13 protein-coding genes and 3 pseudogenes are annotated in these 13519 nt (G+C 35.0%); 14 read left to right on the plus strand and 2 right to left on the minus strand.

Going from position 1 to position 13519, the window contains the following annotated elements; translation table 11 throughout:
- Nucleotides 1-23 precede the first annotated feature (23 nt).
- The 4 genes from ACH0CI_RS06060 (at nucleotide 24) to ACH0CI_RS06075 (ending at nucleotide 4917) form a co-directional block, all read left to right on the plus strand.
- Nucleotides 24-860: an alpha/beta fold hydrolase gene (locus tag ACH0CI_RS06060; protein WP_406901031.1), complete on the plus strand. Its 837-nt coding sequence runs from the start codon at nucleotides 24-26 to the stop codon at nucleotides 858-860.
- A 332-nt stretch (nucleotides 861-1192) separates the two neighbouring features.
- Nucleotides 1193-3235: a BglG family transcription antiterminator gene (locus ACH0CI_RS06065; protein ID WP_406901032.1), complete on the plus strand. Its 2043-nt coding sequence runs from the start codon at nucleotides 1193-1195 to the stop codon at nucleotides 3233-3235.
- On the plus strand, nucleotides 3235-3516 hold the full coding sequence (locus ACH0CI_RS06070; RefSeq protein ID WP_280158972.1) for a PTS sugar transporter subunit IIB: 282 nt from the start codon (nucleotides 3235-3237) through the stop codon (nucleotides 3514-3516). Before ACH0CI_RS06065 ends, ACH0CI_RS06070 begins: the two co-directional genes overlap by 1 nt.
- 21 nt (nucleotides 3517-3537) lie before the next feature.
- Complete coding sequence (locus tag ACH0CI_RS06075) at nucleotides 3538-4917, plus strand: PTS ascorbate transporter subunit IIC (RefSeq protein ID WP_406901033.1); 1380 nt, start codon at nucleotides 3538-3540, stop codon at nucleotides 4915-4917.
- A 234-nt stretch (nucleotides 4918-5151) separates the two neighbouring features.
- Here the strand turns inward: ACH0CI_RS06075 and ACH0CI_RS06080 are convergent, their stop codons facing one another.
- Together ACH0CI_RS06080 and ACH0CI_RS06085 are read right to left on the minus strand one after the other, a co-directional pair.
- Nucleotides 5152-6051 (minus strand): alpha/beta hydrolase family protein, encoded by a 900-nt coding sequence (locus tag ACH0CI_RS06080; RefSeq protein ID WP_406901034.1) that lies wholly within the window; start codon nucleotides 6049-6051, stop codon nucleotides 5152-5154.
- Nucleotides 6052-6184: 133 nt separating this feature from the next.
- Nucleotides 6185-6627, minus strand: a pseudogene (locus ACH0CI_RS06085) (Lrp/AsnC family transcriptional regulator).
- A gap of 168 nt (nucleotides 6628-6795) precedes the next feature.
- On the opposite strand from ACH0CI_RS06085, the gene ACH0CI_RS06090 reads away from it, so the two are divergent.
- The 10 genes and pseudogenes from ACH0CI_RS06090 to ACH0CI_RS06135 form a co-directional block, all read left to right on the plus strand.
- Complete coding sequence (locus tag ACH0CI_RS06090; RefSeq protein WP_406901035.1) at nucleotides 6796-7380, plus strand: DJ-1/PfpI family protein; 585 nt, start codon at nucleotides 6796-6798, stop codon at nucleotides 7378-7380.
- A 239-nt stretch (nucleotides 7381-7619) separates the two neighbouring features.
- Entirely contained in the window at nucleotides 7620-7847 is a 228-nt protein-coding gene (locus ACH0CI_RS06095; protein WP_028414839.1) for a helix-turn-helix transcriptional regulator, read from the plus strand.
- A gap of 1 nt (nucleotide 7848) precedes the next feature.
- Nucleotides 7849-8199, plus strand: a complete 351-nt coding sequence (locus ACH0CI_RS06100; protein ID WP_154992211.1) for a DUF2178 domain-containing protein — start codon at nucleotides 7849-7851, stop codon at nucleotides 8197-8199.
- A gap of 478 nt (nucleotides 8200-8677) precedes the next feature.
- Entirely contained in the window at nucleotides 8678-9772 is a 1095-nt protein-coding gene (locus ACH0CI_RS06105; RefSeq protein WP_406901036.1) for a tetratricopeptide repeat protein, read from the plus strand.
- Nucleotides 9773-9911: 139 nt separating this feature from the next.
- On the plus strand, nucleotides 9912-10286 hold the full coding sequence (locus ACH0CI_RS06110) for a hypothetical protein (RefSeq protein ID WP_335707878.1): 375 nt from the start codon (nucleotides 9912-9914) through the stop codon (nucleotides 10284-10286).
- A 524-nt stretch (nucleotides 10287-10810) separates the two neighbouring features.
- A complete protein-coding gene (locus tag ACH0CI_RS06115; protein WP_406901037.1) occupies nucleotides 10811-11341 on the plus strand; it encodes a WGR domain-containing protein in 531 nt (176 codons plus the stop codon).
- 374 nt (nucleotides 11342-11715) lie between these two features.
- A complete protein-coding gene (locus ACH0CI_RS06120) occupies nucleotides 11716-12252 on the plus strand; it encodes an SF0329 family protein (protein WP_335707876.1) in 537 nt (178 codons plus the stop codon).
- A 20-nt stretch (nucleotides 12253-12272) separates the two neighbouring features.
- The gene (locus tag ACH0CI_RS06125) at nucleotides 12273-12899 is read left to right on the plus strand and encodes a hypothetical protein (protein WP_406901038.1); all 627 of its coding nucleotides are present in this window, start codon (nucleotides 12273-12275) and stop codon (nucleotides 12897-12899) included.
- Nucleotides 12900-13013: 114 nt separating this feature from the next.
- Nucleotides 13014-13205, plus strand: a pseudogene (locus tag ACH0CI_RS06130) (tautomerase family protein); the annotation flags it as partial.
- A 66-nt stretch (nucleotides 13206-13271) separates the two neighbouring features.
- Nucleotides 13272-13442: pseudogene (locus tag ACH0CI_RS06135) on the plus strand (carboxymuconolactone decarboxylase family protein); the annotation flags it as partial.
- Nucleotides 13443-13519 lie beyond the last annotated feature (77 nt).

Here is a 13519-nt window from a genome sequence, read left to right on the forward strand (position 1 = left end):
GACTATATAATGGAGGTAGCGAAATGGCAAAGATTACGGTAGGAACAGAAAATGAAGCACCTATTGAACTATACTACGAGGATCATGGCACAGGAAAGCCGGTCGTCTTAATCCACGGCTGGCCACTAAGCGGACGGTCTTGGGAATATCAAGTTCCGGCTCTTATTGAGGCTGGACACAGAGTCATCACGTATGACCGCCGAGGATTCGGCAAGTCTTCTCAGCCATGGGACGGCTACGATTATGATACATTTGCTGCTGATCTACATCAGTTGCTAGAACATTTGGATTTAAAAAATGTGACACTAGTTGGGTTTTCAATGGGTGGCGGAGAAGTAGCCCGTTATGTAAGAACATACGGCACAGATAGAGTAGAAAAAGCCGTATTTGCAGGAGCCGTACCACCATTTCTTTACAAGTCAGAGGATCATCCTGAAGGAGCATTGGATGATGCAGGAATCCAAGAATTTGAAAACGGCGTAAAAAATGATCGTTTAGCTTTTCTTGATGATTTTACAAAAATATTTTTTGGAGCTGAAGACGGAAAAGGCTTAGTCAGCGAACCATTTCGACTGTACAACCGGGATATTGCAGCAGCTGCATCACCTAAAGGGACGCTAGACTGTATAGCTGCTTTCAGCAAAACGGATTTCAGAGACGATTTAGCTAAGTTTACAATACCGACTCTTATTATTCACGGTGATGCAGACGAGATCGTTCCATTTGAATATAGCGGAAAGCGAACGCATGAAGCCATTCCTGGTTCAAAATTAGCCTTAATAAAAGGCGGTCCGCACGGCTTAAATGCAACGCATGCACACGAATTTAACGAAGCGCTGCTGTCGTTTTTAAGAGACTGAATGTAAGTGAATGTTTGATAAGTAAAAACAGCTCGGCAAATAGTTAATGAACAGAAGAAGTGACCAAAGGGTCACTTCTTTTTTGTTTTTTTACGCCGATAGAAAAGCTTACTATAGTAGGGGAGGTCATTTAAATTGCTTTACTATAGATTTAAAAGATAAAAATCAAAAAATAAACGTTTGTCATTCTATAGTGCGTTATATTAAACTTTTAAATGGAAAATATAACCTTCAATCCAATGGCTATTCTAAAACGACAACAAAGATTGGATTGAACAGTTATGTAATCGCTAACACTTCTATTTTATAATAAACATGAGGAGGATAATAAGATGTTTGATCATAAAACATTGCAGCTGCTTGAGCAGATGATTAATTACCCGAAGTTATCAATTCCGGAATTGAGACTTCAAATAAATTTATCACCTCGACAATTTGCTTATACGCTTGATAAGTTGAACAATGCATTAAGCAATTTAGATTTACCGAAAATTCAAGTGATTGATATAGAATTTAAGGTTGATGAAAGAATTAAAAATTATTGGAAACTAGAAGGAACATCGCTTAACCGTCAGCAGTCAGTTTTTCAAGAGACTGAGCGGATATACTTAATTTATTTATACACGTATATAAGAAAAGAGCCGATAGCAAATATACATTATCAGTCTTTTCTGCAGGTAAGCAGGAATACAGCACTAGCAGATATTAAAAAGCTTCGTTCGTATTGTGAGAAAGAAGGCATTCAGTTATCTTATAACCGGACAGATGGCTTTCATCTAGAGGGAGAAGAGAGACTTAAGCGTCGATTTGCAACTATTTGTATTGGAACACTTTTGCAATTGCCAATGGGCATTTCAGGGATGAAGCAGGTTCTTAATAGTTGGAATTATGAAAATACAGGCTCAGCAATTAGAGAGAACGTAAATGATTTAGCTAAAAAATATCGGATTGATTTTGTTAGTAACCGGCTAGATCAGCTAGTTTATGAACTCTTATTTTTACAGTGCAGGTCTGGGCATCATAAACTGATTCTACCAATCAAGCAAATTAAATTAATGAAAGAACAGCCCTTACTAAAAATGGGGGAAGAGCTATCAGCTTATTTATTTGATGAAGTGGCTGAAGCAGAGGTTATCTATCTAACGGTTCAATTGTTATCTGCTATGCAGAATATAGACGAGCTCCATATTGATGAAAAGCTTGACCTTGTATCGAGTACTATTATTTCAGAAGTAGAGCGCTTAATATTAGTACCATTTAAGGAAAGGCATATTTTAAAATCGCTCTTATATAAACATTTGGTACCAGCCTATTTTAGAATCATCTGTGAAGTGCCATTATCAAATCCGTTGATTGACACAATTAAAACAGAGCACGGTGTACTCTTTGAATTTGTTAAACAGGCGTTGAAGCCGCTTTCTGAATATACGGGAAAATGTATTTCAGATGAAGAGATAGGGTATTTTACGATTTTATTCGGTGGGCATGTTCGAAAACTGGAGGCTAAACCTAAAGTGTATAGAGCCACAATCGTTTGCCCAAACGGGATTAGTTCCTCTATGATGTTGCGAACGCAATTACGACAACTGTTTCCAAAATTGCATTTTACAGAATCATATTCGGCTGCAGAAATCGAAAAACTGTCACCGGACAGTTACGATATGATTTTTTCAACTATTTATTTGGAATCATCCAAGCCTGTTTATTTAACACGTCCATTATTAACAGCGCTAGAGGAAAACTATTTGCAGCAGGCTGTGGCAGCTGATTTCAATTTGCCGGTTCAATCAACTATCCCAATGGATAAGTTAATGGCGACCATACGAAAATATGCAACTATTAAAAATGAAAAATCGCTTTATGAAGATTTAACGAAACATTTAAGACAAAGCTATACACGTGAAAGGAGTTACGCCCCTATGCTTTCTGAACTTTTAACAGAGGATAAGATTCAATTCTCTGACGCTTCTCTAGAGTGGGAAGAAGCAATCCAACTAGCAGCAAAACCTTTGGAAGAACAGCATTATATTACTTCAGCCTATACTCAAGCAATGATTGATAGAGTTTTAGAAATGGGAGCTTTTATTCATATAGGGAAAGGGATAGCTATTCCTCATGCCCGGCCAGAACAAGGTGTACAAGAGCTTGGTATGTCCCTTCTACGAATGAAGAAACCAGTTTTGTTACTGAACAAAGAAGAACATGCAATTGACTTGTTTATCTGTCTAGCAGCCATTGATAATAAATTACATTTAAAAGCGCTCTCAGAATTGACCTCATTTTTAGTAAATGAAGACTCATTAAAACGTTTAAAAGAAGCTGAAACTTCAGCTGAAATTATAGCTATGATGCGAAAAAAAGGAGAAGATGAATAATGAAAATTTTAACAGTATGCGGATCAGGATTAGGAACAAGTTTTATGGTAGAAATGAATATTCAACAGTTGCTGAATGAGATGGGAGTAAGCGGCGTAGAAGTAAATCATTCTGATTTAGGTTCTGCAACACCAGAGGATGCAGACGTATTCTTCCTTGCAAAAGATATTGCAGAGGGCGGGGCAAGCTTAGGAAACGTCGTAATTTTGGATAATATTATTGATTTAGAAGAATTACGCACCAAATTAACAGGGGTTCTGCAAGAAAAAAAACTACTGTAAAGAAATTGAGAGGTGATAGAGATGAATCAGGTGTTAAATGTATTAATTAACGTTCTGAGTGAACCCTCAGTTTTGGTAGCCATAATTGCTCTAGTAGGTCTACTGGCACAAAAGAAAAATCTTTCAGATACACTAAAAGGAACAACAAAAACGTTTGTTGGATTCCTGGTTATTACAGCAGGTGCAGGGATTCTTCAGCAAGCACTCGCTCCATTTGGAGAAATGTTCAAAGCAGCATTTAACGTAAACGGTGTCGTTCCAAATAATGAAGCCATCGTTGCGATTGCACTGAGTAAATATGGTTCTTCGACCGCATTAATTATGTTTTTTGGTATGATTGTAAACCTGCTGATTGCTCGTTTTACACGATTTAAATATATTTTTCTGACAGGACATATCACTTTGTACATGTCATGTATGATTGCCATCATTTTATCCGTAAGTGGTTTTACATCGTTTTCATTAATTCTTTTTGGTGCTTTAACAGTGGGGATTTTTATGACGCTTTCCCCAGCCCTCGTTCAGCCTTTTATCCGTAAATTAACAGGTAATGATAATGTGGCACTAGGACATTCTGGAGCAGTTGGTTTTGCAGTTGGTGGTCTCGTGGGTATGGCTGTAAAGGGAAAGAAAGAGATTGTATCAACAGAAAAAATTAACTTTCCAAAAGGGCTGGGCTTCTTACGAGACAGTACGGTTAGTATTGCATTAACTATGGCGATTTTCTACGTTATTGTCGCTCTTTTTGCGGGGCCTGGTTATGTCGAAGGAAAATTAAGCGACGGAAAAAACTATATTTTATTTGCGGTACTTCAAGCAGGAATGTTTTCTGCCGGCGTTTTCGTCATTTTAGCTGGTGTACGATTGGTATTAGCTGAAATTGTACCAGCATTTAAAGGGATATCTTCTAAAATTGTGCCAAATTCAAAGCCAGCATTAGATGTTCCAATCATCTATACTTATGCACCAAATGCTGTATTAATTGGTTTCTTTTCAAGTTTTTTAGGCGGCATTGTTAGTATGTTAATACTAGTTTTATCAGGAGGAATCATTATTTTACCAGGTGTAGTACCTCACTTCTTTACCGGTGCAGCTGCAGGGGTGTTTGGAAATGCAATGGGTGGTGTACGCGGTGCGATTTTAGGCTCATTTGTGAACGGCCTTTTAATCAGTTTCATGCCAATTCTATTAATACCCGTGTTGGGAGATTTGGGTCTATCAAATGCTACATTTTCAGATTCAGACTTCGGTATAGTGGGACTATTCTTGAGTGGGCTAGCTCATTTCGGTGGAAAAACTACCATTATGGTTGGTATTGGTTCAGTGTTGCTGATAATGATCTTGGCCAGTATACGCAAGCAAGAAAGTCATGCAGTGCCTTACAAAAAAGTTGAGAAATAAAAAATGATAGACAAGAGCTTGAAGTAGTATCGTTAATCCATTCATTATCAGTTCATGCAATTAACAAAGGCATTCTGACCGCTTCAAGGATTCTTTAGGGTGCCGGCATCTGATTCGTAAGCATAAGGTTACAAATAAAATCCCTTAGAAGCTCATCAGTTTCTAAGGGATTTTAACTGCTCTTTTCTAGATATAATTGCTTCAAAAGAAAAGGTGGTACAACTGACTAATCTGTTAAAAAGAATGTAATAAAAAGTTCAATATAGTGTTTTGCAGGTTTTCATGAAACTCTTTGCGATTAAAGCCTTCCGGATCCTGAGAAGGGAGGAAGGTGGGGGATTTCATAAGGTCCGGAAATGGACTGAGAAATGAAAAATGTCCTCCATTTTCTACAACGATATGCTGAACTTTTTCCTCATCAGAAACGCCATTTAACACAAATTCTCCGTGAAAAGAAGGAGTAATCGTATCCTTTTCGCCTGTAATCATTAAAATAGGTATATTCACGTCTTCAAGAGCTTCTCTTTCCCTAAACCATCCGGTGGCTGGCGCTAAAAGGATAAGCGATTGAACACGCTTATCTCGATCAACAGATAAACAATAAGGCTTTTGGTCAGGAGACTCAGAAGGAAAAGAAGTAGGAACTCCACCTGCTACGGCAAGAGCCGTATATCCTCCCATTGAATGGCCAATAAGAGAAATGTTGTTTGATTTAATGTAGGAAGAAAAGGAATGCTCTTTTAAAAACCAATCGATTACAGTACGTATATGATTAGGCCGATTTTTTAGATTATCTATTGTTCCAGATAGCGTATTATCTTCTCGATTATTAAAAGGATGCTGAGGTATCCCTACAATAAAACCATGACGTGCTAAAAACTGAGCAATTGTTCGATAAGCAAGAGGCGTGCTTCCATCTCCATGAGAAATAATGACCAAAGGAAATAATCCATCTGAAAGCGGAGCATCTTGCGCAGCGCTTATCGTGTAAGGTCCGATCTTTTCAACTGTTTCTTCTTTATATGTAGGATACATAATAAGTAAAGGCAAGACGTGTTCATTTTCTTGATCTTCTATATCTACGAATTGACATCCGGCATAAAATGACTGTTTTTCATCTTTTTTTATTTGCACGTATATCCTCCTCCTTGCTTTTGAAAATCCCTATTACAACAGGCTCATATATGAAATTTTATTCATTTAGCTCTCTTGAAAAATCAATTTGGATACTGTTAACTAACAAATATATGAACATGCTTTTTTAAAGTTATCCACTGCTAGTATCTTGAGATAATTTAAGTTCCATATTCGTATGTGATGATAAAACGATGTTTGTTGAAGGTGTACCAAACTCCATAGCTTTATCAATAAATTCTTCTAAAGTATGTACGGACTCTGCACATACTTTTGCTATGTAACTTATTTTTCCTGCCACACGATAACATTCCATTACATCAGGATGAACGCTACAAAACGCGGCAAGATCCTTACATTTTGTCGTTTCAAATAAAACAAACGCAGTTATGTTTCTATTCAATTTTTCTGCATCAACAATTGTTTTATAGCCTTTTATAATCCCGTTTCCTCTAACCTTCTCACTCGTTCAATGGTAGAAGGAGAGGATAAGTAAACTTTTTGAGCTAATTCTTTCATTGAAATCTTAGCATTTGCCTGCAGTTCATGAAGTATTTTTCTATCTATTACGTCCATGTTATCGTCAACCTTTTTTTATTAATTATTATCAAGTAATTACCTAATTTAGTAAAGCTATCTTTAGAAATAACCTAATTTAGTAAAGCTATCTTTAGAAATAACCTAATTATTTGTATATAACATTGCATAAATATTTCATAAAATTTACTGAAAGGAGATGATTCTATGAAGAAAATATTATTACTTTTAGCAAATGGATTTGAAGCTGTGGAAGCAAGCGTTTTTACAGATGTGTTTGGATGGAATAAATTTGAGGGAGACGGCACGACTGAACTAATAACAGCGGGCTTACATCCAAAACTAACCTGTACATGGAACTTTACTGTAATTCCAGAAATGCTAGTATCAGATATTAATGTAAAAGAATTTGATGCGCTTGCTATACCAGGTGGCTTTGAAGAAGCAAATTTTTACGAAGATGCTTATGACGAGAGATTCTTGCAGGTTATTCGAGAATTTCACTCAGCAGGAAAACCTATAGCCAGTGTCTGTGTTGCCGCTCTTTCAGTTGGAAAAAGTGGAATTCTTGAAGGGAAAAAAGCTACTACCTATAATCACCCTACAAGTATAAGAAGGGCACAGTTAAAAGAATTTGGTGTACTTGTTCAAGATGATTATATTGTCGTAGACCACAATATAATTACTTCCTCAAGCCCTAGCACCGGGTTTGATGTGGCCTTTTTACTATTAGAGAAATTAACTTCTTTAGAAAATGTTCAACAAGTGAAAAACTTAATGGGATTTAATTAATCAGCAAATATTGTTTTTAGCGAAGAAACGAAAATGAACCGTTTTTAAACAGTAAAAGGAAATGAGTACTTTATTTTTTGATGTTGAAATAGAAAAAGAGTTAGACTTCTCGCTAAGAGTCTAACTCTTTTTATTTCCCTAAATTGTATAATAATATTTATCTTTTGTATAAGTTTACTTTACCTTTATCAAAGTTTGTTGTATTATATAGTTGTAGTCAAAAAAGGAAGGTGATTACATTGAAAGAAAAAAATGGTGACTACGTTGAAAATAAAGTGTATGAGCACCGAGTTTTAAACAGGATGTCTCAAAAAGAATTGGCTGACGCAGTTGGAGTATCTAAACAAACGATATATGTGATGGAGAAGAATAATTATTCGCCTTCTCTTGTTTTAGCTTTTCGAATAGCTGATTTCTTTAACGTAGATGTTAACGATATTTTTAGTTATGTGAAAGGAAGGGATTAAAATGATAACTGACAAAATAGAAAATGCCATTTTTACTCCTTTGAGAACCTGGACAGAACAATCAAATAGTAACTGGAATATGCTTATTTGTATTGGATTTATATCGCTTATAGTAGGAGCAGTTTTAATATATGTTTTTCAAAAGAAAATGGGCATGAGTGTGTCTGACGAAAGAACAAGTCAAATCGGTTTAAAAAGTGCCCTCGTTGTACTGTGTGGAGTTATTTTGTGCGACTTGATTTTTCCAAAAGAATATATGTGGCAAATTTTCTTCTTATTTAAATATTCCATTGCATTCATTGCTTCAGGTATATATCTTGCTGTTCGATATAAAAGGGATTTTTTAAACTAGAGAATGACGCAGATTTACCAGCAGTAAAAAAGCCATAGAAGGCTATACATTTCTTTGGCTTTAGTGTTTTAACTATAATTTTCTTACAACAACCTTATTAACTTCATGACAATCCTACTCTTATTTTTATGGTCGTCTTTAAACGAATAAGATTGATACATTCCTATAGACCAACCATCATTCATTCTCTTTCTTTAGTGTTCAACATTTCAGACATTTAATTATAGTAGACTATTGGTTACGTTTTATAAAATGAAATAGATGATGATCAATGACTAAATCATAGTTACCATTAAAATTATAGTTAACTATATTCTCTGCACAGACAATTGTGTCTCTACAGGAAAATATAGTGTTTACCGGAAAAGTATACTATAATTCATAGTAAAACAGATTCTATATTAAATTTCTCGTAAAAGCTGCCTTATCTGACAAACCGAGGCGGCTTTTATGTTTTTTATTTAAAAGGAGTATGACTATGAGCAAGTATGATGAAATAGATTTTGAAAAGGTTGCGCTTCACATGCAGAAGCAAGTGGAAACAGACCCAAACAACGTACAGCTAAGAAATGAGCTAGCGATCGTTTTTATGGAAATAAATCAGTATGAAGAGGCTTTCTTTCAACTGCAAGCTGCTGCTGAACTAAAACCTTCCATCCAAACTCTTTATAATTTAGGCTATTTTTATTTTGCAGAAGGCAAACCAATTGTAGAAGACATGGAATTAAGAAGTGTTGAAGAAGATGTGGAAGAGGAAGAAATGTCTTATACATGGGAAATCGCGGATAAAGAAGCATTTACTATAGTAGAAGATATATTGAAGCACAAACCAAGGCATCATTTTCCCTATAACGTAATGGGTGAAATGTACATTAAAAAAGAAAAGTATGAAGAAGCGATTGGTATATTAGAAGAAGCTATCACTTTAACTCCTTCACTAGAAAATCTAAATAATCTTGGGTTATGCTACTACAAAAAAGGAAGGTTATCTGAAGCAGCGGAATGTTTTCGTAAAGCGCACTTACTGCGATCTTCTAACAACGATAGTTTGTTTCCATTCCTTAGCTATGGAATTTGTCTAGCGTATTTAGGAAGGAAATCAGAAGCAAAAGAAGCGACAAAAGAACTGCTGACGCTGAGTAGAAAAGAAGGAGAAGATTTAGAAGCTGATATAGCAGAGATCTATTATATTCTGGAGGATTATGAAGAGGTTGTTAATATCTACTGCAAGTTAGATTGGGAATTTTATTCAGAAGAGTTCTTTCCGACTTATTTTCATTCGTTATGGAAGCTTTCAAAAACAAAACAAATTGAAGAACTTGCTTCTAAGACTATCCAAAGAAAAGAAAAAGAAATGCAAGAAGTTCTTCAAGATCCAGATGAGGAAGAAGAGTTTAAAGTAGAATACAAAGAAGTGACAAAAGAAGAGATTGCTTTCATTAAAAATACGGTTAAAGAAGTGTATTGGGGAAAAGCGCCTCTTGTAAAGTATGAACCTACATTGGAAACTCGCTGTTATTTATATGGCTGTTTTAGACATACAGATACAAACCCTAGTTATTTTTCTATATAAGATGCTACAACTCTTTTAGGATGAATACACAAAATTTGTTGCAAACTTTGTAGAATGTTAGATAATCGTTTCAAAAGGGAAATGAGTTTTTTAAAAAACGGGATAATAAGATGAAGGATGGAAGGAGGAGGGGGGTATAATGAAACAAAGCACTGTTACATCTATCATTTGTACGCTGTGCGTGCTAAGTACAGTTATTATATCTTTTATTACATACATGGGTATTGATAATTCATTTTCATTTGGATTTATAGTAGTATACGTTATATTTATTATCATCATATTATTTTATTGGACGATTCTGTTAATTAGGAACATCAAAAAAGTAAAATGGTTTGAACTAAGAAAGCGACTATTGAAGTTTGTTGGGCTGTTCATTTCCTTTAGTGCTGCTATCTATATCTTTAACTATATGTTTCGATCATCCCAAATCGATATGTATGATCTTAGTATACCTTTTGCTATGGCTCTTAGCTTAACTTTTTTTGATTTATTCTCCTTTAAAGAAAGCTGACAGGTGGTTGTAAATGCTTCGTATCGGAAATCTAATAGTATTATGTTTATCTTTATCCTTATCCTACTAATCAAGAACTTACTACTTCTTTTAGAGGACTAGATTAAACCCAGTATAGCAACAGAAAGGATGAGGTGATGGAAATAAGAGCATAAAAAAGCTATTTCAATCGTATTGGCACCGGAGTGAAATAGCTCTATTTATTCTTTGGATAGTAGATAGAATCATTTTTGTTAGAAAAAATGATTTCGGCAATATATCTTTATTCGCAGCTATATGTCTTTCATTAGTTATCTTTCCAATTGTTCAATTTTTTTCAGCAAGGCGATATAAATAAATATTATCTAATATACGTTGCAAATAGTTCAAAAAAGCACTAACCATTGAAATTAGGTAGTGCTTTTTTATTGTTATATAAAGATTGGAATTGAAATTTCAGTAGAAATAACGGAATTTACCATATACAATAATTATTGTAATTGCTTGTTAAAGAGTTATTTTTTAGATGATATGGGGTGCTAGCTATGATTAAGATGGTTAAACAAAGTGATGCTGAAGTGTCGTATTGGGAAGTTTGGCAAGATGGCAAAATGCTTATTATTCATTACGGTGCCATTGGAAATACTGGTGAGACTGAGGAAAAGAAACTATCACTATCTCAAAAGGCAGAAAAGGTGATGAATGAATTAGCAGAAGAAAAAGCTGATCAAGGCTACAATTATTTAGATGAAGATGAGCTATTCGAACTTGTTATTCAGTATAGTTATGAAGAAGACCAAATGAAAGAAACTCTTAAAAAGCGACATCAGGTTGAGGATTTAATGAATGAATGTTTAGGCTGGACAGGCAATGGTTCTTGTGATGGTGGAGATATAGGCAGTGGTACAGCTAATATTCTCAACTACGTGATAGATGTCGAAAAGGCAACGAAAACAATTATAGAAGAACTAAAGGACAACAATTTGCTTGAAGGGGTAAAAATAGCTTATTTAAATCCTGAAGACGAGGAATATATTGCCTTGTATCCAGAAGGAGACTCTTTGGATCTAATGTAAAAGGGAGCACTGAGAATTCTCAATGCTCTCTTTTCTTTTATCCACTAATTGTAGTGCTAATCATAAGAGAATAGTGAATTGAATGAACAAAATTAAAAGTTACATTATAGAAAATCCTCCGTTATATCCGGGACTATCATTCTTTATGATATTTGGAGGTCAATTCATTATCGGGTACACAACATAGAACGTCTTCTATCTGTTTCACTTCACACTCAGAATTTCGGGCTTGCTCATGATAATTGTAATTCTATTGGTGAAAAAGAGAAAAAAAGTAAATAAAAAGAGCATCAGATAATCAGGTGCTCTTGTATAATATATTTCTACAGACAGAAGCGTATAGTACTAGGAAGGAATAGGAGTACAAAAATAGCATGAAATGGACAAAAGTAAAGAAGAATATGGAGAATTTAATCTGTGATAAGTTAAAGGAAAGATTAAGTATTCATTTGACTAAATATAACGTTTTTCTTGGAGAACAGACACGTATTTGGATTACTCTAGATAAGAAGGAGATTTTTAATGCTTCTTCAGCAGAATATTTAATGGAACATGATAACCTCTGGGAGAAAGTGAAGAAAAAAACAAGCAAGCCCTTTCCAGATTGTTTATATGAATGTTTCCCGGAGTTCATTGGCAAGGTAAATGACATGGACTACACTGCAAGGATTCTAGAATATAGAGGTATTTTTAACGTTGATCATGTTTATGACGCCTTCATCCAGTATCCTCAGCTATCTATTGCTCGAGCACTAAATTCTGAGAACGTTATTTCTCAAGCTCTTGCTTTAGTAGATAGAAGGTTAGGGAAAAGGAGGCTAGAAGATTTAAAATATGATTCTCATGTGCACCCCTTAATTATGCAATTTTATGAACTAAGATGTGAGGTTGAAAATATTAAGCCCAGTTAATAAAAAAAGGAGGCTACACTATGAAGCCCACAAATTTCTTCATTAAAGGTATCGAAGAATTTCAATCCACTAATAAAAATTTAAAAAGTATCTTTAACACAAATAAGGAATTGCCTGACCAAGTATTTAACCAAAGGTGTGATTATTATTTATTTGAAGAGTTCTATTGGGTGATGTGTGATGATTTTTGGCCTACCGTACAATATTTAACAAAAATCTTTAGTGAAAAGGAAGTTACAGTTGCGGTTTTAGATCCACACCCCACAAACTATTTTTATAAAGAGTTTGGCTATTTTAATTACTTGAAGCTTCCTACTTCTTTATCAAGGGAAGAGTATAGGAATGCCTTAGAAATTGGACCGGAGGATTACCCCGCGGATGCTCCTTACTATAATTCAGAGAAAGTGGTATGGTTTTCTTCTTCTAAGCAGTGGGCGATATGGGGAGAACGGAGCTTAGATATATGTGTCATAGGTTTTAATGAATCTGTTTTGTTAGACCATTCAATGACATCACCATCTAAATGGTCGTATTTAAATGAAGATGTTGAAGATTTAATTGGCTTAAATTTTAGAAATATGAAGCTTCCTCAAGACTTTAAAGACAGCTTATCAAAAAACTATGCTCATGATAGAGATAGTGGATGAGTATTATATTAATCTGTAAAAGGGACAAAGCTCTCTATAACTGCAAAAAAATTCTTTGCCCTGGAAGCAAAGGATTTTTTTATAGATAAATTCATTACGTTCAATAAGTTTCCTTCTATTACATGTGGGAAGGGGAGAACTATCGAGCAGAAAAAGAAGCTATATCAGTCCATTGCAGAGGGACTTCACACTGACTTAGACCTTTCTACAAACAATATCTTTATTACATTAAAAGAAACAATCCTTGAAAACTGGTCATTTGGGCAAGGAATCGCGCAAATGGTAAATCAAAAGGAGGAAAAATAAACATGGATAACCGCATTGAGTCTAAGCCGCTGAACGACATGAGAGATCTTGCTCCTAACTTTGTGACTTTCTGCTTTAATCAGTATTGGCAACACTGAACAAATGTCTTTTCATCTGCAGCTGGCAAAAAAGAATGGAGTGACTGAAAAAGAAATTATTGCACTAATAACTCATATGGCTTTTTACGTGTGGTGGCCAAAAGCAGCTGCAGTACTGAATATAGTAGCGGAGAAATAATAAAGGTAAAGCACATAAATATCGTTCTTTTTTAGTTTGTATTTAATAGAAAAAGCTCCCTTTAATAAGGGAGCTTT

This window comes from Priestia sp. 179-F W1.4 NHS, assembly GCF_045369295.1.
Classification (GTDB): Bacteria; Bacillota; Bacilli; order Bacillales; family Bacillaceae_H; genus Priestia; species Priestia zanthoxyli.